We start from the raw sequence: 18710 nt of genomic DNA on the forward strand, positions 1-18710 counted from the left end.
GGCTACTTCGGGCCAGGGTGTACGCATGGACGCACAATTGCTCGCCTTCACGGGAGTCGCCGCAGGCATGGTCGCGCTGCCCGGCGCCGACTTCACCGTCGTCGTACGCAACGCGCTGGCCTCACGCCGTGCCGGGGTGGCCACCGCCCTGGGAGTCGCCGGGGGACTGCTGGTGCACACCGCGCTGGCCGTGGCGGGGCTGGCCGCGGTGCTGGTGACGATGCCCGTGCTCTTCCGCACCGTCCAGCTGCTCGGCGGGGCGTATGTGCTCTATCTCGGTCTGAGCGCCCTGTACGCGGTACGGCGACGGCCCGCGGCGACCGACGGGGTACCGGCACAGGCGCCGGGCCCCGCGCCGAAGGAGCTCGGCCGCTCACTGCGCCAGGGCTTCCTGACCAACGCGCTGAACCCCAAGGCGCCGGTGCTCTTCCTCAGCCTGCTGCCCCAGTTCGTCCCCGACGGGCAGCCGCCGTTGCCCAGGACCCTGCTGCTCGCCGCTGTCGTCGTGGTGCTGGCGCTCGTCTGGTTCCCGGCCGTGGCCCTGCTGGTGGACCGGTTGGGCCGGTGGCTGCGCCGGCCGCGTACCGCCCGTGCGATCGAGGGCGGCAGCGGCGCGGCGCTCACCGCACTGGGGCTCGCGCTGGTGACCGGACCACTGCTGCGCTGAAGCGGTTCCGGCCGGGGATCAGCGGACCCGTCCGTACCAGACGCTGTTCGACCAGATCTTCTCCAGGCGGACCAGCGACCCGGTCTTGGGGGAGTGCCAGATCTTCCCCTTACCCGCGTAGATGCCCACGTGGTACACGCTTCGGCCGGAGTGGAAGAAGACCAGATCGCCCTTCTTCCGCTTCGAGGAGGAGATGTGGCGGGTCTTGTTGTACTGCTGCTGGGCCGTGCGGGGGAGCTTCTTGCCCGCCTTCTTGAACGAGTAGAGAGTCAGCCCCGAGCAGTCGAACCGGCGGGGGCCGGATGCTCCGTACTTGTAGGGCGATCCCTTCTTCGAGGCGGCGATCTTGAGCGCCTTCGTCGAGTGAGTGGCGGCCTCGGCATCGGTCACCAGACCCGGCGCCAGCATGGTGCTGCCGACGGCGAGAGTGAGAACCGAGGCCGTACCGACCCGGGCAAGCAGAGACGGGACATGTACCTGCGCAGTCATGCGCAACCCTTCGTCAGCCGCCTGTGAAGGATGACCTGTCGGGTTCGGGCTGGCGAAGTTGCCCGGCCGCACTTGGCGGCTTCACCCCGAGGGGCGACCGGTTGCCCGGTCGACCCGTTGTGCTCGGGTCCTCCACTCCTGCCGATCCACTTCTGTCGACCAGTCATCCGGGCAGCGGCAGGACTCGGCGTCCGCCCGGACCGCCCCGCCGCGGTGGCGGGGGCTTGTCGTCCCAGGGATCTTGACTCACGAAGTGCCGGATTTCCGAGGCGAAACAGTGATTTGTGAGGCTCATCACGACTGATCCGTTCGGGTGGACGGGGCGGATTCGAGCCCTCGGCGGCGCTGCCCGACCAGTCTCGTACCAGCGACGGAAGGACATATTCCGAGTACCGTCCACGCGCTGAGCGCAAGTTGGGGTGTCCCTCGTGAGGGGGACTGGCTACGCCGAACGAGCGAGGAAAATTGATCAATTGACCGGGCGTGTCGGCGCGGCGCGGCAGGCCCCGGCTCCGACTCCCTCACGCCCCGACCTCGGCCCCGACTCCCCTCACGGACTCCTCTCACGCCCCGACCCCGACCCCGGCCTCAGCCGCGGGGAGCGGCAGGGGCCAGGGCCGGGGTCGGGGTGTGAGAGCTGGGACCGGGGTGTGAGGCAGGGGGCGGGTCAACCCGCCGGTGGCGGGGGTACCGTGACCCGGCCCGCGCGCCGTTCCCCGTCGAGCAGGCGCAGCGCCCGTGCCAGGGTGGTCGCGTGGATCTGCGCTTCGCCCCGCTCGTGCATCAGCGCCAGCGCGTCGCGCAGTGCCGCGGCCCGGGAGGCCAGTGCCTGGGCGGCGCGGAGGGCGCCGTAGGTGTCGCTGCCGCGGGCCGGGTTGATCCGTCCCAGCTGGTCGAGGACTTCCAGGTAGCGGTCGATGAACTCCCCTTCGGCGCGGGTCAGGGCGGGGAGCGGTGGGAATTCGGGTGGCAGCATCGTCGGTTCACCTCGCGGGGTGCGGCGGCCGGGGCGGGTTGCGGTTCTCCACGACGTGGTCGACCAGCCCGTACGCCTTCGCGGCCCGTGCGTCGAGGATGGTGTCGCGCTCGATGTCGGCGGTGATCTGCTCGGTGGACCGGCCCGTGTGACGGACCAGCATGGCCGCGAGCATCTCGCGTACCCGCATCAACTCGCGTGCTTCGATTTCGAGATCGGACGGCTGGCCCTGCACCGGTTCGTTCAGCATGGGCTGACGGATGACTACCCGGGCGCCGGGCAGGGCATGTCGGCGGCCCGGTGCCCCTGCCGCCAGCAGCACGGCCGCGCTGGAGTGGGCCTGGCCGAGGCAGAAGGTCTCCACGTCGCAGGCCAGGTACTGCATCGTGTCGTAGATCGCGGCCATGGCGCTGAACGATCCGCCGGGAGAGTTGATGTACAGCGAGACGGGCCGGTCCGGTTCGGCGTATTCCAGATACATGAACTGGGCGATCAGGTCGGTGGCCGCGGTGTCGTCCACCGGGGTGCCGAGGAAGATGATCCGCTCGGAGAGCAGCTTGGAGTACGGGTCGAGAGTCCGGGTCCCGGTCGCGGTGCGCTCGGTGAACTCGGGCAGGACATAACGGGCGGCAGGTCGGATCATCGCGGTGCCTCTCCTGGGATCTGCGCAGGCCTCGGTCCGCATGCGCGCTTCAGCTGCCGCATGCCTGTAAAAAATGTACAGGACGTACAGAATGTTCGGATGGAGTCCGATCCTGGTGATCGACTAAAAGTCCCAAGTCAGGGGAGTTTTTGGCTGTTTATCGAAGGTGGGTATCTCGCGATCTTCATTCTTTCCGGCGTCGGCGCCCTGCGTGGAGGCCGGGACGTTGGTGGCGGTCTTGATGCTCTGAGCGTCGATCACGCAGGCCGACGGTTCGGCGTCCCGGCCTTCCCTCTGCCGTAAGAACTGCCTGAGCAGGCCGTTGAGCTGGACGACCACGCCTTTCTTCGTCCACTTCGCGAACGTGCGGTCTTTCCAGTGCGCCGGGTCCCAGCCGTAGTGCCGCACCCCCTTCTCGCGCAGCCGCTGCACGGTGTACAGGGCGCCGTGCGGGCGGGACGCGCTGCCGGGCATGTGATGGACCACCGGATCCGCTCCGACATGGGTACGCATCGCGGAGGCGGGCCGCCCCACGATGGACCCGAACGACCGGCGAGGGGGCCGAAGTGCTCGGGGAACCGGGAGTACAGGTGGGAGATCTGGTCGGCGATCTCCCACCCGCGGCCCGACCCAGGACCCACGGGTGGCGGCCGCAACGCCCTGAGGACCGTACGGGTTCCTCGGAGCGCAATTGCCCCTGGGACGCGTCCCCTTCGAATGCCTGGTCGCCGCCGTCGTGTCCTGGGCCGACCCCGCCACCCTCGCCCCGCACGACTACGAACAGATCGCCCTGCAACTGACCGGTCACGCCCGCGCCGTCCACGTACGCCTCGACCGGCCCCAGGACGCACCGGCGACCGGACCGCCTGAACAGTCAGGCGTGGGCATCCGTATGAGTGCCCGTTTCCGGACCCTGTACCAGCGGGTCCGAGGCCGTCGGCCAGACAGCTCACGGACCGTCAAAGAGGAACGCCACCGTTGGGATCTCCTCCCGGCGAGGGCGCCTTGGGCCATGAGTGTGAGGATGTGCTCGGCATCCGGGTGGGGCGCGTCTTGACGTAGCAGCCGGGGCCGGCTTCCCGCCCGCCGAGGAACCAAGCAGCCCAGGCCGATCTCGTCGCACGACCGCGGGAACCATGGCGGGCGGCCACTCGCTTGACGGTGTCGCAGTTCGAGGCGGCGATCGGGACGTCGGTGGTGTTGGTGGCGAACGCGGTGAGCCGCAGGGCCGTCGGCATCGGTGAACCTCAACTGTGCTCCGGGGTGGGGGCGTTTCTCGCGGACGATCAGCCGCATGCCCTTCGGACAGCCCTGGAGGACGTCGCCGTTGAGTTCGGCGGCCCAGGCGCCCTCGCGGATCTCGCCGTCCGGCTCGGCCGCCGGGTCCCAGGCGAAGCCCGGGACCTTCAGCACGGCCTGATGGATCTGCTCGGTGATGGTCATTGAGACCGAGTACGACAGCCACCGGCCCCGTTGCGTAACCCGGGCGAGAAATCCATGGGTACCGCCGCGGAATCGCTACGGACCAGTGTCGACCGGCCGCGCCGGTGGCGCTTGGGGAGCCGGGCCAGGGTGAGCCGCGTGGCGGTGATGTGGTCGGCGGCGGCGTTGGAGCCCGCGTTCCCGGGCCGCAACAGGACTGCCACTGGCTCGCCGGTGCCATTGCTTCCGTGGTCGACGAAGCCCATCAGAGGGTGGTGTCCGAACGACTTCTTCCAGGTCGCGGCCGCGTCCTGCTTGTCGGAGTGGGCCAGGACCAGTACTCCGTCCAGGTCCACGATCACCTGGCCGCCCACATCCGGCGCCGCGTCCCTGGCCAACGTCCACAGACGCTCGCGTACTTCGGCCCGTGCCGAGCGGACCGCGGTCAGGGCCACGGCCCCGGCCGCGGCGAGAGTGTCGATGTCCTCGATGCGGACACACGGATAGGACCCGATACGTCTCTTCACCTGAGGAGTGCTTCTTTCATGCGACGACCCGGACCCTAGGCAAGTCCCGTCGGTCGCAGGCCGCCGACGGCTGCCGTCTGTGCTTGCGGATAGCTGCCGCCTGGCCCTGGCGACACGAGCTCGTCACCGCCTTCCACCGACTCGCGGCCCCTGCCCCTGCCCCGCTCGGCCGGCTGACCGACAGATCCCCCGACCACCCACGACCTGAATAGCCGAGGTCAAGAAGGCCGTTGTCGACCGCGCTCAGGTTGTGCTCGTGCCGCCCGCTTCATCATGGATGGCATCTCTGACATGCGGTGTGGAAGCTGTGAGGACGCTCCAGCTGGCGCCGCCGTCAAGACGCTTCCATGTGGTCACAGGGCGGGCGTCCATGGTCACCGTCGCGGTGTCCCGGTCTGTCTCGATGGAGATGTGCAGCCTCACCGGACTGGCGAGCGAACTCGCGCAGACGAGGGTGAGCTTGCCGTGCGTGAACTCCGTGACCTCATCGATCCGGGGGAACGGCACCTTCTTGAGGGCGTGCAGCACACTGTCGGTGAGCTGGTAGGCGGTGGTGCCGGCGGGCACTGGTGTTCGGAACTCGGCGGTGCAGGACACAGCCGCGGCCTCGGCGGCCAGCGTCAGACCATGACGCGAGGCCGTACGCCAGGCACGCCACGTGTTCGACGTGGCGATCACGACGGCCAGGACGACGCCGACCAGGAGGCCGGCGAGCGCCCCTTGGAGCAGCGCGGCCGACCAGGCGTTCGCGTCCTCCGATATCAGTACACCGGCCATGGCCGCCGCAATGACAACGGCGAGCGAGGCGGCGGCCACGGCGGTGCGACGCACGGTCGCGAGCCAATAGCGCAACATGAGTGGATTCCTCGGATTCTGTGTGAAGGGTTGATCAGACTACGTCCGGGCCCGGCGGCGTTTACACCGCCGGGCCCGGACAGGGGGCAGACGACCCATGGCTCTCTTGAAGCCGGGCACATCACCAGCCGATCTTCTTCCGGGCCGTCGTCTCCGGGGTCCCTGTTCGACCAGGGCGTCGCCTCCGTCGCGCCACAGTTGGTGCACCGGCTTCTTCTCCGCCAGCGCGAAGCTGAACGCGAGACGGGTGTTCCCGGACCACCGCGGCAACTGCGGCGTTCATCGCGCGGCGGGCGGCGACCGCGACGCAGCGTGGAAGCTCTCATGCGGCACGTGCGGACCGGCGCGTGCCACCGTCCTGAACAGCGCTGGTATGACGGCGGTGGAGGTGCTCGTACCGACGGTTCCGACCTGCTCCCGGACCCTGTGACCTGGCTGTGGGGGGTGCGGAGCTGGGTGACGATGTTCCGGATCGCGGGCCGGGCCCGGACTGCGGCGGGGGAGACGCGGACGGCTGCCGGCAGCTCGGCTGCCGTCTGTTTTCGTCGACAGCGACATCCCGGCTCGGCAGGCAGCCTCCCGCGGTCGTCATCAACTGCTCTCGGGAGACGTCGACAAAGCCAGACTGGATGGTGGATCTGCCGGGCGGCTGCCTCGACGTCGCTCTCGTCCGTGGGCGGGTGGAGTTCGGGTAAATAGCGCGATATCGTCGCAAGTAGGGCAATGGTGGATGTGTCTTTTGTACGTTGCCACCTGTTGAGCCTGTCGTATGTCCGTGTCCTCCAGGGTTGGAGACCGAGATGACTCAGCCTGATGAAACCTGGGCCGATCGAATGCAGGGCCTCAAGGGCGCATCCGAAGAGGAAAGCGCCGAGCTCGTGCGCGACATCTACAAGACCGCTCAGGACGACCTGGACGCCCAGCGGGCCCAGGCCGAGTTGGAACGAGAGGAATAGCCGCGCCGACGGCTGACAGGACCTGTCCCGGCAGCACAGCCGGGCGGGGCCCTGGTGGGCCCTGCGGCCGCGGGGCGCCCGATGGCTCACTCAATGGGTGAGATGCGCTCGATGACTTTCAGGATCTCGACGTGGCTGTTCGGGATGCTGTGGGCGCCGTCGATGTCCTGGGAGATTCACCACTGGGTCCCGATGGGATGGCCGGCGACGCCCTACCGGATGAGTGTGAGTTCCTCGCCCACGGCGATGTACCGCTGGACGTCCAGGGTCCACGGCTCACGCTGTGTAGTCGCGGGCTGATCCTGAGGCGGGCCCGGGTGTGCCAGTAGCGCTGAGCGGTCACGGTTTTGTGCTGCATGGTGGTTCTCCTGCGGTCGGTCCGGGGTCTCTCCCGTCCAAGGCGCCCCTCCGAACGGGGGCCGGGGAGTGCCGAGCCGAACGAATCTGTGGCTGGTGTGACGGGGTGGTCCGGCCAGTCCCGCCCGGTGGGGTTTTCCGTCGCGGGGCGGGGGTGCGGTGCGGGAGGGTGAAGCGGTGCGGCGGACCGCATCCGCTCAGGGACCGGTGCGTTGACGAGAGCGGACCGGGCACCCGCCCACTCTCGTCAACAGGAGTCCCCATGACCTGCCGCAGCGGCTTGAACAGGTGTGACCCGGGTGGCTCGGCTTCCCCCTTGCGGGCCGGCCGCAGCAACTTCAGGTGACGCTCGGCAAGGCTGTGCTCGAACTCGCGGCCGAAGTAGTTCTTGTCCCCGATGATCGTCTGCCCGGGGTGAACGGCGAGGACGTCTGGCGCGGTATCGAGCATGTCGCGCAGCGTTTCGCGCTCGTCCGCCTTGGCCCCGGTGAGCGCGAACAGGACCGGCAGTCCGCCGAGTGTGCACACCAGGTGCAGACGCAGCCCCCAGAAGTATCGCGAGTGTGACGCGCAGTAGCCGTACTGGGCCCAGCCTGCCAGGTCAGAGCGTTTGGCCGTCTCGCGGGAGCAACCGCAACCGACCGGCGTGGAGTCGACCAGCCACACATCGTCGCTCCACAGCGAGGTATCGCGGGCCACGATCCGGATCATGCTGGTGAGCAGTGAGAACGCGGCGCACAGCCCCTTGTTGTAGCCGGACTGCTGGGGCACGTAGGGAAACAGGTGGCCGAAGTCCCGCCCGACGCGGCGAAGCCGGCGCCGCTCAGAGGCGTATCCGAGCAGCGCTGACATGACCGCGAGCGTGATCAGCTCGGCGTCGGTGAGCTTGGGCGTGATCCCGACGGCGGGCCGCCACGGCGCGAGCCACGGCGAAGCCCTCAACTCGTCGTCAATCCGGGCATAGAGTGCCGTTGCGAGGGTGTCCAGGTCGCTAGTCACACATCGACGTTGGACGCCCTCGTCTCATATCCGCAGGCGATTTCTTGGACTCATTCAAGGATCCGGGGCGGTGCCCTCTGCGTGACTACGCGTCACGGTCATTTCGCAGGGCCTGGATGAGCCAGGGGTACACCGGGATCAGGTTCGGTACTACCTGCCAGCCGTTGGTGATCCACACCAGCCGCCAGTACCGGTCCACCCGGGGATCGTGCGCCTCTTCGAACTGCTGGGCCATCCAGTCCCGGAATTCCGTGTCGGGGGTGCGCGCGAACACCTCGGCAAAGCGGTGCACGAGGTCGTCGATGACGGGTGCGACCCTGTCGCTGCACGGGTCGATGCCCGACTCCGTGGCCTCGGCCACCTTCTGACGGGTATATTCCATCAGTTCCTCGCCGGCATCGCGTTCGATGCCGAACGGGCGCCCGGTGGCCTGACGTACGGCCGCCTGGCACATCCGGGCACGGAAATCCTCGTCGCCGACCAGCTCGGCGAGCTCCACCCACGCGGCGACCTGCTCGCTGGACGGATCATCGGGGAGGTCTGGAGTGGCAGCGCGAACCATGGCCACCGCGGCCGGGTCGGCATCCACTGTGCCGAAGGTGCCATCCACGAAATCGTCGATCAAACGTCGGCGTTCCTCGCCGGACAACTGCGTGAGCCTGTGCATGAGCCTGGTCTCCTCGGGACTGGAGCCGCGTCTGGCCACGACTCGCAGAACGCTCCGACGCAGTTGCAGCATCCGGATCTGGACGTCCATGGCGTCGGCGTGCGCCGCGGCGACTTCCGCCACCGAGAGCTCGCGGTCCAGTACCCGTTGAATCGTGGCCAGGTCCATGCCCAACTCGCGCAGTGTGCGGAGGAGTTCCAGACGAAGCAGCGCGTCGAGGTCGTAGAGCCGATAACCGGCGGGACTACGGGTGGTCGGCGCTACCACCCCCGAATCGGAGTAGAACCGGATGGTCCTCACAGACAATCCGGTCCGCCGGGAAAGCTCCCCGATCGAGTAGAGGGTCGTAACGTCCATGTCCCCCACTCTGCTGTCTCCAGTCACTGGAGACTCAAGGCCATTCCCCAGCCGGGCCGCGTCCCAGACGTCCACCGAGTCGTTGAAGCATGAGTCGCGTACTCTCCGCTGACCTCCGAAATGAAACGGGCACGTCTTGCACGTGCTGGGCGGGCGATGGCAGCGACATGCGACCATTCTCGCTGGCGGCCTACGGCTACGAGCCCTTGGACTCAATCATCTAGTAGTGCTTCGTCAGGTTCTGGGTCTGGTTCTGTTGCGGGGCAGGGGGCAGGGGGCAGGGGGCAGGGGGCGCTTGCAGGTGGTGCCGGCCGCGCCGGGTGCGGCCTTCGAAGTGGTCCAGGCCGAGGCCGTGTTTGAGCTCGCGGTCGTCGTGTTCGATCCGCCGGTGCATCTTCGCCCACCGCACCAGGCCGGCGGTCGGAGTATCGGGCGGCAGGTTCGATATCCAGTAACCCGTCGGCCCATCCTGGTCGGCGGGCCGTGCCGTCAGCACGGTGGAAGAGGGCGGGACTCCGTTCCGCTGGTTGCATCCGCTGCCTGTCGCTTGGGCGGCGGTCAGGGACTGCTTGCCCGCCGGGCGGAGGGCCATGACCGTGAACCGTGGGGTCATCGGTCCTTTGCCGCCCTGCCGCCAGGCCACCTCGGTGAGCCGGTCGGCGGCATCGGCATCGGCCGCGTGGAGGGAAAGGGGCCGGGGCGCCGTCCGGTAACGGGGAAGCGCCGGCCGTCCGAGCCTGCCGTGATCCGGCTGGTGGGGCTCGACGCTCAGCTCGTGAGCGACTTCCTTTGAAGATGCCCACCACCAGGCAAGATCACTCAAGGTAACGAAGCACTACTAGGGCTTGTCCGACCGATCGTGTGACTGCTCCGTGCTCGGGTCGCATCCTGTTGTTGCAGCGCCGCCTGACCGGCGCTCAACCCTGGCCTGGCGTTGAGCATCAACAACAATGACCTGACCCTCGGTGCGGTCCTGGTCCGCCTGGACCAGCGCGAACGCGACCTCGCCGCCCAGGCGCAAGCCGTGTGCGAGCAGGTGGTGACGAACGCGTGCATCCTCTACCGCCTGGAGCGCGCGACGGCCGCTGGGGCATCGTCGCGCTCGACCGCGGCTACGAGCGCGACACCGTCACTCGGCCAACGCCCACTCACCGAACGAAGCGACGTCCTAATCCCTGACCTTGAGGGAACGCATCCGGGTCGCGCCATTGCTGTCGGTGCCGCCGGCCTCGGCGTTGGAGATCTTGCCGCCGGTGAGGACGAACATCAGGTGCAGGCGGACCGTCCGGGGGCCGGAGGCGACCGTGTACTCGGTCATGATGTGTGTGGTTCCGCCTTGCTGCTCCTGCCTCGCCGCGTTGATCGCCGCGATCTGGGTGAAGCTCGTTAGGAGGGTGTCCGTGGTCTCGTCCCTGAGCCAGCCGATGATGTAGCCGCTGCCGCCGGTGGCGGTACCGAGCGCGTACCGTACATCGCTGTCGATGTGGTACACCCCGGCTTCCGGGAGAACGATGTCGGACTCGGGGATCGGCACGTCGGTACCGGCCTGGGCCAGGAGGTTGGCGTTCTGCCGCTCGGTGTTGAGGAACGCGCTCACCGGCGTGAGGCGGGCGCCGATCTTCCACCTTTCGGGGCAGCCGGGCGTGCCGGTGACGTCGATGTCCACCGACCGTTCGGTGCTGCTGTTGCCGCCAGGAGCGATACCCGTCAGGTCGATCCGCGGCACGAGTAGTCCACCGGTCGTGTTCCGTGCGGCATTGCACGGGGACGGGTCCAGAGCAGGCGTGTCGGGCGCGTACAGACACCCGTCGCTGCCCCGAGTGATGGCGTTGCCCCGGTCGGTGGAGATGCACGGGGGGCGGGCGGTGGCGCATCCATCCTGGCAGGAGGCGACCGGGATGACCGGCGGGACCGCGGCGTAGGGAGTCGAGCCGTCGAGGGTGTCGGTCGTGCAGGTGACCGTGCCGTCGCAGTTACGGCAGGTCGTACGGAGGAACGGCCTGCCGCAGCCCGGGGCGGACGCCTGGACGGTCAGGACGAAGCTGTCGACGGTCCACTGCTTGGGGCCGACTCGGCAGGCGTCGTCGTTGCCTGTTTCCAGGTTGAGTTCGACGACGATCTTTCCCGCGAGGACGTCCGCGAGGGACACGGTGGTCGGTGGGATGACGCCGTTGTCGTCACCACCCGCCGGTAGATCGGGTGGCCCCAGGAGATCGGTGCGGATCGGGGTCGTGCCGTTCCACAGGGCGAAGCGGCCGTAGAGCTGGCAGGCCGTGTTCGCGCCGTCGTTGTGGACATGGACCGAGGCGCTGATCGTGACGCTGGTGGGGTTGCCGCGCAGTGACGCAGGGTCGATGTGCACGACGCCGGCGAGCCAGGTGTGCTGGCCGTTGTGCGTCCCGTCGTCGGCCGGGAACGTGCCCGTGCCGCTGTTCAGGATGGTCTGGGCGACGACAGGGTCCAGTGCGGCATGGGTGTTGGCGATGGTGTAGTACGGCGTCGGGTCGGTGCTGCTCGCGGTCGCTGCGACCCGGTACGGCGCGGAGTCGCGCAGTGGGGTCGTCTCGCAGTGCTCGCACGGCTTGGAGCCGGGACAAGCAACGGGGGGACAGGCCGGCTTGGAGGGCTGACAGCCGCCGATGGCGATTGGGGACTGCCCGCAGCCGCATCCGCTCATGGGTCAACTCCTTTTGTGAGGTGGAGTGGTGGCAATGGCAATGGCAATGGCAATGGCAGTGGCGGTGTGCGCATGCCACTTGCGCGCGCTTGGTGTGCGAGGGGGTGGTACGCCGGCTCGTCGGCCGAAACAGATGAAAGTCGAGCTGGGGCAGGTGCGTTGGGGAATACCGACGGACCTGAAGTCGGCCGCGCAACCGGGGAGCGGAAGAAGGCTGTCCGGCGGACCGCTCGCCGGGCCGTGGCTGACATGGCGTCGATCGTCATCCAACTACGTGTTCCCGCAGCCGGTCATGTCCTTGGGTGGGAAACAGAAGCGGCCGTGTCGGCCCCTCTTCGCGATTTTGCTACTGGTACTGGGCAAACCGCGTTGGGCGCTCGGACGTAGGACCTGAAGCCCAGTCACTTGTCTTCTTCGTTGCCATCCCTAATGTACTATCCCGTGATCTGTCGGGCATTACCCCGTTAGAGTGGCCGATTTCACCGTCGAGGTGGCAGAGCGCTCACATTTCTGTCGGCGTACGAGCCGGGAGCGGATGGCCGACCTGGCTCCGCTGCGCCCGGACCTCCATGCCGATGCGATCGTCAGGTCCGGAGCCAGATGACCAGGGCTGCGGCGGTGGCGGTGCCGAGGGAGACATAGCCGCGCTTGTCGTGGCGAGTGGCCGCCGCGTGAAACCGCTTCGAGTGGTTGATCGCCCGTTCGACGGTGTCGCGCCTCTTGTGCCGCTCTTCGTCGAAGCCCGGTGGTCGTCCTCCACGTGAGCCTTCACGGAGTCGGGCCGCCTGGCTGTCAGTCCTTTCGGGAATCGCGTGACGGATGCTGCGACGCCGCAGGTACTCATGGCACGGGCCGTCGCTGTATGCCTTGTCGGCTGCGAGACTGTCCGGCTTCTTATGGAATGTCCGGGGGCCGGCCGAGTTCGCGGCACCGCACCAGCAAGAACACCAGCAGTGGCGCGGCCAGTGAAGCCGGAGCGGCGCCCGCGAGGCCGAGCCGGGGCCGCTGCGCGGAGCGTGACTCAGACAGGAACTTTCAGCTGCGCCCACGGTCGACAGGGCCATCACCGCGCCGAACAGGCCCTGGAGTGCGCGGGCGCCGATCAGCATCCCCGGCGACCAGGACACCGCACAGAGCAGCGAGGCGGCGGTGACGCCGAGTGCGCCGATCAGGAACATCCGCTTGCGGCCCGCGATGTCACCGAGACGTCCGCCGGTGATCAGGCCGACCGCTATCGCCAGCGCGTACGCGGTTCCCAGCCACTGCACCGTGGCAGCGCCGCCGCCCAGGTCGGCCCGTATCGAAGGCGCGGCGACATTGGCGATCTGCACGTCCAGCATGTCCACCGCCTCGGCGGCGAGCAGCACTCACAGAGCGACCCGGCGCCACCGGTACGGTGCGCGGCGTCCCGCTCCTGGGCAGGGGGGACGGGGGTGCGGACGACTACGCCGTCCACGGGAAAGTCAGACACAGAGGTCCCTTTCCCAGAAAGATCACGAGAGAAAGAGACGCACCGGGCACTACCGCAAAGCCGGTGTGCCGAGAGCGCGAGCCCCGCCCGGACTTTGCCGCTACCGGGAACCGTATTTCACCGCTGGAACGCGCCACCAGTGGTGCCGATCCGCTCATCGCCTGCCCGCCGAAACCGGCAGCGGCGCCTGCCAGGATCCGTGCGACCAGGAAACTCTTCGTCTTACCTAGTCTCACCCCGTCTCACACATCTCTCACAGACGGGAGCGCGCGGGAGCTCACGGGAGCCTCTGACCTGGACAATCGCTGTCGCCACGGACCGCGGCGGACCAGGTGGACATTGCATAGGCTGGGGACCATGGCCTACGAGATTCCGGTGACGCAAGCCCGGGCGGAGCTCGCCGAACTGATCAACCGTGTCGTGTACGGCGGTGAGCGTGTCGTCGTGACGCGGCACGGCAAGCCGCTCGTCGCGCTGGTCTCCGCCGCTGACCTGGAGCGACTTGAGGGTGAGGAAGCCGCTGCGGAGGAGCAGGTGATCAGCTCGGTGTCCTCGATCGGGTCGGTGACGTCCGCTCCGGGCGACCGGCGCCGCTTCGGCATCGCCGCCGAGCACCGCGGACATCACGACCGGAACGACTGAGGATCCTCGGGGCCCCACGGACCCCAGGGATCCCAGGATCCTCCCCAGGCTCGCCCGCCCGGAACGGAAAGGCCGCGCCTCCCCGTCCGCCACGGCGGGGACGCACGGCTGTCTACGGGACCTTCGGGGCGGCCACGGCCGAGCCGTATACGACACCATCCTCGATGGCGGTCATCCGCACTCCGCCGTACCCGCCGACGACATGACGCGCACAGTGATCGCCGCGGCCCGGGGTTTCATCGCCCAGGAGGGGCTCTTCGGGGACGTACGGCCCGAAGTGCTGGAGAACGGGTTGCGCGGCCCGATGTTCATGGATTCCCCAAAGATCAGTTAACGCGGTGGAAAAATTTCCGCCCTAACGTGCAATACCTCGCCGCAGGACCCTCATTCATCTTTCAACAGACTGTTGATGGCGGATAGGTTCCCGCTGCGCCCAGGGCCGGTACTGGGCGGAAGACGATGAGGTGGAAGCGTGCAACTGACCCCGCACGAGCAGGAGCGTCTGCTCATTCATGTGGCCGCCGACGTGGCCGAGAAGCGCCGGGCACGCGGGCTGCGGCTCAACCACCCCGAGGCCGTCGCCCTGATCACCTCTCATCTGCTGGAAGGCGCCCGGGACGGCCGTACGGTGGCCGAACTGATGGCGTCCGGACGCAAACTCCTCACGCGGGCCGACGTCATGGACGGCATACCCGAGATGCTCCACGACGTACAGGTCGAGGCCACCTTTCCGGACGGCACCAAGCTCGTCACCGTCCATGACCCGATCGTCTGACGAGGAGCGCGGCCGATGATTCCCGGAGAGATCCTGTACGCGGACGGGGCCGTGCCCATCAACGCGGGCCGTGCCGTCACCCGCCTCACCGTCCTCAACGCCGCCGACCGCCCGGTCCAGGTCGGCTCCCACTACCACTTCGCCGAGGTCAACCCCGGGCTCCGCTTCGACCGTGCCGCCGCGCACGGGCTGCGGCTCCACATCGCCGCCGGTACGGCAGTCCGTTTCGAACCCGGCATTCCCGTCGACGTCGAACTTGTCCCGCTCACCGGCCGCCGGATCGTTCCCGGCCTGCGCGGTGCGACCGGAGGTCCCCTCGATGCCTGAACTCCACCGCGCCGTGTACGCCGATCTCTTCGGGCCCACCACCGGCGACCGCATCCGGCTCGCCGACACCGACCTGCTCGTGGAGATCGAGGAGGACCGCTGCGGCGGCCCCGGACTCGCCGGTGACGAGGCCGTGTTCGGGGGCGGCAAGGTGATCCGCGAATCGATGGGCCAGGCGCGCACCACCCGTGCCGAGGGTGCCCCCGACACCGTCATCACGGGCGCCGTCATCATCGACCACTGGGGCATAGTCAAGGCCGACATAGGCATCCGTGACGGCCGGATCACCGGCATCGGGAAGGCCGGAAACCCGGACACGATGGATGGGATCCATCCCGACCTGATCATCGGGCCCGAGACCGAGATCATCGCGGGCAACGGCAAGTTCCTCACCGCGGGCGCCGTCGACGCGCATGTCCACTTCATCTCACCGACCGTCATCGACCAGGCGCTCTCCAGCGGGGTGACGACACTGGTCGGCGGCGGCACCGGTCCCGCGGAGGGCTCCAAGGCCACCACCGTCACGCCCGGCCCCTGGCATCTAGCCCGGATGTTCGAGGCGCTGGAGGCGTACCCGGTCAACATCGGGCTGCTCGGCAAGGGCAACACGATGTCCCGCGACGCGATGTACTCACAACTGCGCGGCGGCGCGCTGGGATTCAAGATCCACGAGGACTGGGGGGCCACCCCCGCCGTCATCGACGCGTGCCTGAACGTCTGCGAGGAGACCGGGGCCCAGCTCGCCATCCACACGGACACGCTCAACGAGGCCGGATTCGTCGCCGACACCCTCGCCGCGATCGCCCGGCGCTCCATCCACGCGTACCACACCGAAGGCGCGGGCGGCGGGCACGCCCCCGACATCATCACCGTGGTCTCCGAGCCCTACGTCCTGCCGAGCTCCACCAATCCGACCCGGCCGCACACCATCAACACCCTTGAGGAACACCTCGACATGCTGATGGTCTGCCACCACCTCAACCCCGCGGTACCCGAGGACCTCGCGTTCGCCGAGTCCCGGATCCGGCCCTCCACCATCGCCGCCGAGGACATCCTGCACGACCTCGGCGCCATCTCGATCATCTCCTCCGACGCCCAGGCGATGGGCCGCATCGGCGAGGTCGTCCTGCGGACCTGGCAGACCGCCCATGTGATGAAGCGGCGGCGCGGCGCACTGCCCGGAGACGGGACGGCCGACAACCACCGGGTCCGTCGCTATGTCGCCAAATACACGATCAACCCGGCGGTGGCGCAGGGCCTGGACCGGGAGATCGGCTCGGTCGAGACCGGCAAGCTCGCCGATCTCGTGCTGTGGGACCCGGCCTTCTTCGGCGTCAAGCCGCAGACCGTCATCAAGGGTGGCCAGATCGCGTACGCGCAGATGGGCGACGCGAACGCCTCCATTCCCACCCCGCAGCCGGTGCTGCCGCGCCCGATGTTCGGCGCACGCGGCAGGGCGCCCGCCGCCAACTCCTTCAACTTCGTCTCGGCCACCGCGATCGAGGACGGGCTGCCCGAACGGCTCGCTCTCGGCAAGAGGTTCGTCCCGATCACCAGCACCCGCGGCGTCACCAAGGCGGACATGCGGCAGAACGACGCCCTGCCGCACGTCCATGTCGACCCCGACAGCTTCGCCGTCACCATCGACGGCGATCCGGTCGAACCCGCACCCGCCGCGGAGCTCCCCATGGCCCAGCGCTACTTCCTCTTCTGACCGGCGGAACCGACCATGTCACGCGCAGCTCTGCTCGTCCTGGCCGACGGCCGGTTCCCCGCCGGAGGGCATGCCCACTCCGGCGGCGCCGAACCGGCCGTCAAGGCGGGACGCATCCGCGACGCCGACGACCTCGCGGACTTCTGCCGGGGCCGCCTGCACACCAGCGGACTCACCGCCGCGGCACTCGCCGCGGCGGCCGCCCACGGCCTCGACCCGCTCGCGCTGGACGAGGCCGCCGATGCCCGCACCCCGTCACCCGCCCTGCGGGCGACCGCGCGCAAACTGGGCCGGCAGCTGATGCGGGCCGCCCGTGCCACCTGGCCGAGCCCCGAACTCGCCGCGCTCGCCACCGCCCGGCCGCGCGGTGCCCACCAGCCCGTCGTCCTCGGTCTCACCGCACGCGCGGCGGGGCTCGGACCACAGGACGCGGCGCACTGCGTCGCGTACGAAACGGTCAGCGGACCGGCCACCGCGGTGGTCCGGCTGCTCTCCCTCGACCCCTTCGAGGCCACCGCCGTCCTCGCCCGCCTCGCCCCCGAACTCGACCGGGTGGCCGCGCGGGCCGCCGCTGCCGCCCGGCAGGGCATCGACGCCCTGCCTGCCGCCTCGGCCCCGCTGCTCGACATCACCGCCGAAGCACACGCGGCCTGGCCGGTCCGGCTGTTCGCCTCGTAACACCGCAAGAACCAGGAGCCGCATCCCATGCACCTCGACCACTTCCACGACGGACCCGCCGCCGTCGCCGCGGACGCCGCACGCCCCGACGGCACCCGCCGGGCCCTTCGGATCGGACTCGGCGGACCGGTCGGCTCGGGCAAGACCGCGACCGTCGCCGCGCTGTGCCGCACCCTGCGCGACCGGGTGTCCATCGCCGTCGTCACCAACGACATCTACACCCGCGAGGACGCCGCCTTCCTTCTCCGCAACGCCGTCCTGCCGCCCGAGCGCATCCAGGCCGTGGAGACCGGCGCCTGCCCGCACACGGCCATCCGGGACGACATATCCGCCAACCTCGAGGCGGTCGAGGACCTGGAGGACGCCGTGGGCCCGCTCGACCTGATACTGGTCGAGTCCGGCGGCGACAACCTCACCGCCACCTTCTCCAAGGGGCTGGTCGATGCCCAGATCTTCGTCATCGACGTGGCGGGCGGCGACGACATCCCGCGCAAGGGCGGCCCCGGCGTGACGACCGCCGACCTTCTGGTCGTCAACAAGACCGACCTCGCCCCGTACGTCGGCTCCGACCTGGACCAAATGGCCCACGACGCGGCCGAGCAGCGCGGCGAACTCCCCGTCGTCTTCACCTCCTTGACCTCCGCCGAGGGCGTCGGACCGGTCGCGGACTGGGTACGGGCGCAGCTCGCCGCCTGGACCGCGTGAGCGTGCGGGCGACCGCCCGGATCGTCGCCGCCCCCGACGGCCGGGGCTCCACCGCACTCCCCGTGCTGGAGAGCGACGGGCCGCTCGCCCTGCGCCGCACCCGGTCCGTCGCCGACTCCTGCGCCAGGGTCACGGTCGTCGGCGCGATGAGCGCGCCCCTGGGCGGTGACCGGCTCACCATTGAGGCGCGCGTCGAGGACGGCGCCCGGCTGACGGTCGACTCGGCGGCGGCCACGGTGGCGCTGCCGGGAGCGGGACCGGACCCCGAACCGGCCTCGTACGAGCTGGAGTTGTCCGTGGGGGAGGGGGCGGTACTGCGCTGGCTGCCGGAACAGCTCATCTCGGCGTGCGGCAGCGAGCTGCGCATGGGCACCAGGGTCGAACTCGCCCCCACCGCACGGCTGGTGCTGCGCGAGGAGCAGGTCCTCGGCCGTCACGGCGAGAGCACGGGAGGGCTGACCACCCGGCTCACCGTTCGCCGGGCGGGCCGCCCGCTGCTCGACCAGCAGCTCGCCTACGGGCCCGGCGCGCCCGGTGGCTGGGACGGTGCGGCCGTCCTCGGCGGCCATCGCGCGGTCGGTCAACTCCTCTTCGTAGACCCGGACTTCGAGGGTGCTCCCGCTCTGCCGCGGCTCATCGGCGACACCGCCGCGCTGACCCCGCTGGCCGGGCCCGCCGTGCTGGTGACCGCCGTGGCCGCCGACGCGCGCCTGCTGCGAGGCGTCCTGGACGCGGCGTTGGCCGACGTACTGGACGGGTTGCGGTCCGGTCGCGCTGAGTGAGTCCGCTCAGCGGGACAGCGGGCA

At 69.2% G+C, this 18710-nt stretch carries 18 protein-coding genes, 3 pseudogenes and 1 riboswitch; of the genes and pseudogenes, 10 read left to right on the forward strand and 11 right to left on the reverse strand.

Annotated features, from left to right (window positions below):
* Positions 1–25: 25 nt before the first annotated feature.
* Positions 26–667 carry a LysE family translocator gene (locus OG413_RS26315; RefSeq protein WP_266809321.1) on the forward strand — a complete coding sequence of 214 codons (642 nt, stop codon included), beginning with the start codon at positions 26–28 and terminating at the stop codon, positions 665–667.
* A gap of 18 nt (positions 668–685) precedes the next feature.
* On the opposite strand, the gene OG413_RS26320 is transcribed toward OG413_RS26315, so the two are convergent.
* The 6 genes and pseudogenes from OG413_RS26320 to OG413_RS26350 all read right to left on the reverse strand — a co-directional run bounded on the left by OG413_RS26320 (position 686) and on the right by OG413_RS26350 (position 5579).
* A complete protein-coding gene (locus OG413_RS26320; protein ID WP_266809323.1) occupies positions 686–1156 on the reverse strand; it encodes a C40 family peptidase in 471 nt (156 codons plus the stop codon).
* Between the two features lie 3 nt (positions 1157–1159).
* Positions 1160–1346: riboswitch (cyclic di-AMP (ydaO/yuaA leader) on the reverse strand.
* A gap of 477 nt (positions 1347–1823) precedes the next feature.
* Positions 1824–2132 carry a hypothetical protein gene (locus tag OG413_RS26325; protein ID WP_266809325.1) on the reverse strand — a complete coding sequence of 103 codons (309 nt, stop codon included), beginning with the start codon at positions 2130–2132 and terminating at the stop codon, positions 1824–1826.
* A gap of 7 nt (positions 2133–2139) precedes the next feature.
* Positions 2140–2775, reverse strand: coding sequence for an ATP-dependent Clp protease proteolytic subunit (locus OG413_RS26330; RefSeq protein ID WP_266809326.1), 636 nt, complete (start codon positions 2773–2775; stop codon positions 2140–2142).
* A 189-nt stretch (positions 2776–2964) separates the two neighbouring features.
* Positions 2965–3105 (reverse strand): annotated as a pseudogene (locus OG413_RS26335) (IS5/IS1182 family transposase); the annotation flags it as partial.
* A gap of 848 nt (positions 3106–3953) precedes the next feature.
* Positions 3954–4679: pseudogene (locus OG413_RS26345) on the reverse strand (transposase); the annotation flags it as partial.
* 288 nt (positions 4680–4967) lie between these two features.
* Entirely contained in the window at positions 4968–5579 is a 612-nt protein-coding gene (locus tag OG413_RS26350; RefSeq protein WP_266809328.1) for a hypothetical protein, read from the reverse strand.
* 800 nt (positions 5580–6379) lie between these two features.
* On the opposite strand from OG413_RS26350, the gene OG413_RS26355 reads away from it, so the two are divergent.
* A complete protein-coding gene (locus OG413_RS26355) occupies positions 6380–6535 on the forward strand; it encodes a hypothetical protein (RefSeq protein ID WP_266809330.1) in 156 nt (51 codons plus the stop codon).
* Between the two features lie 339 nt (positions 6536–6874).
* Here OG413_RS26355 and OG413_RS26360 read toward each other — a convergent pair whose 3' ends face one another.
* The 5 genes from OG413_RS26360 to OG413_RS26380 form a co-directional block, all read right to left on the reverse strand.
* Positions 6875–7891: a transposase gene (locus OG413_RS26360; protein ID WP_266809332.1), complete on the reverse strand. Its 1017-nt coding sequence runs from the start codon at positions 7889–7891 to the stop codon at positions 6875–6877.
* 85 nt (positions 7892–7976) lie between these two features.
* Positions 7977–8915, reverse strand: coding sequence for a MerR family transcriptional regulator (locus OG413_RS26365; protein ID WP_266810371.1), 939 nt, complete (start codon positions 8913–8915; stop codon positions 7977–7979).
* 220 nt (positions 8916–9135) lie between these two features.
* The gene (locus tag OG413_RS26370; RefSeq protein WP_266809334.1) at positions 9136–9528 is read right to left on the reverse strand and encodes a hypothetical protein; all 393 of its coding nucleotides are present in this window, start codon (positions 9526–9528) and stop codon (positions 9136–9138) included.
* A 555-nt stretch (positions 9529–10083) separates the two neighbouring features.
* Positions 10084–11592: a hypothetical protein gene (locus OG413_RS26375; RefSeq protein WP_266809335.1), complete on the reverse strand. Its 1509-nt coding sequence runs from the start codon at positions 11590–11592 to the stop codon at positions 10084–10086.
* Between the two features lie 584 nt (positions 11593–12176).
* Entirely contained in the window at positions 12177–12959 is a 783-nt protein-coding gene (locus tag OG413_RS26380; protein ID WP_266809337.1) for an MFS transporter, read from the reverse strand.
* Between the two features lie 461 nt (positions 12960–13420).
* Between OG413_RS26380 and OG413_RS26385 the strand changes: the two genes are divergently transcribed.
* From OG413_RS26385 to OG413_RS26420, 8 genes and pseudogenes are all read left to right on the forward strand, one after another.
* Positions 13421–13705 (forward strand): type II toxin-antitoxin system Phd/YefM family antitoxin, encoded by a 285-nt coding sequence (locus OG413_RS26385; RefSeq protein ID WP_266809339.1) that lies wholly within the window; start codon positions 13421–13423, stop codon positions 13703–13705.
* A gap of 181 nt (positions 13706–13886) precedes the next feature.
* Positions 13887–14039 (forward strand): annotated as a pseudogene (locus tag OG413_RS26390) (TetR/AcrR family transcriptional regulator); the annotation flags it as partial.
* A gap of 138 nt (positions 14040–14177) precedes the next feature.
* Positions 14178–14480 (forward strand): urease subunit gamma, encoded by a 303-nt coding sequence (locus OG413_RS26395; protein WP_266809341.1) that lies wholly within the window; start codon positions 14178–14180, stop codon positions 14478–14480.
* Positions 14481–14495: 15 nt separating this feature from the next.
* Positions 14496–14807 (forward strand): urease subunit beta, encoded by a 312-nt coding sequence (locus OG413_RS26400; protein WP_266809343.1) that lies wholly within the window; start codon positions 14496–14498, stop codon positions 14805–14807.
* Positions 14800–16521, forward strand: coding sequence for an urease subunit alpha (locus tag OG413_RS26405; protein WP_266809345.1), 1722 nt, complete (start codon positions 14800–14802; stop codon positions 16519–16521). Before OG413_RS26400 ends, OG413_RS26405 begins: the two co-directional genes overlap by 8 nt.
* 15 nt (positions 16522–16536) lie before the next feature.
* Entirely contained in the window at positions 16537–17199 is a 663-nt protein-coding gene (locus OG413_RS26410; protein WP_266809347.1) for an urease accessory protein UreF, read from the forward strand.
* Between the two features lie 27 nt (positions 17200–17226).
* Entirely contained in the window at positions 17227–17904 is a 678-nt protein-coding gene (gene ureG / locus OG413_RS26415) for an urease accessory protein UreG (RefSeq protein ID WP_266809348.1), read from the forward strand.
* Positions 17901–18686, forward strand: a complete 786-nt coding sequence (locus OG413_RS26420; protein WP_266809350.1) for an urease accessory protein UreD — start codon at positions 17901–17903, stop codon at positions 18684–18686. Before ureG ends, OG413_RS26420 begins: the two co-directional genes overlap by 4 nt.
* The last annotated feature ends 24 nt before the right edge of the window (positions 18687–18710 follow it).

Source organism: Streptomyces sp. NBC_01433 (genome assembly GCF_026340105.1).
In the GTDB taxonomy this organism is placed as follows: domain Bacteria; phylum Actinomycetota; class Actinomycetes; order Streptomycetales; family Streptomycetaceae; genus Streptomyces.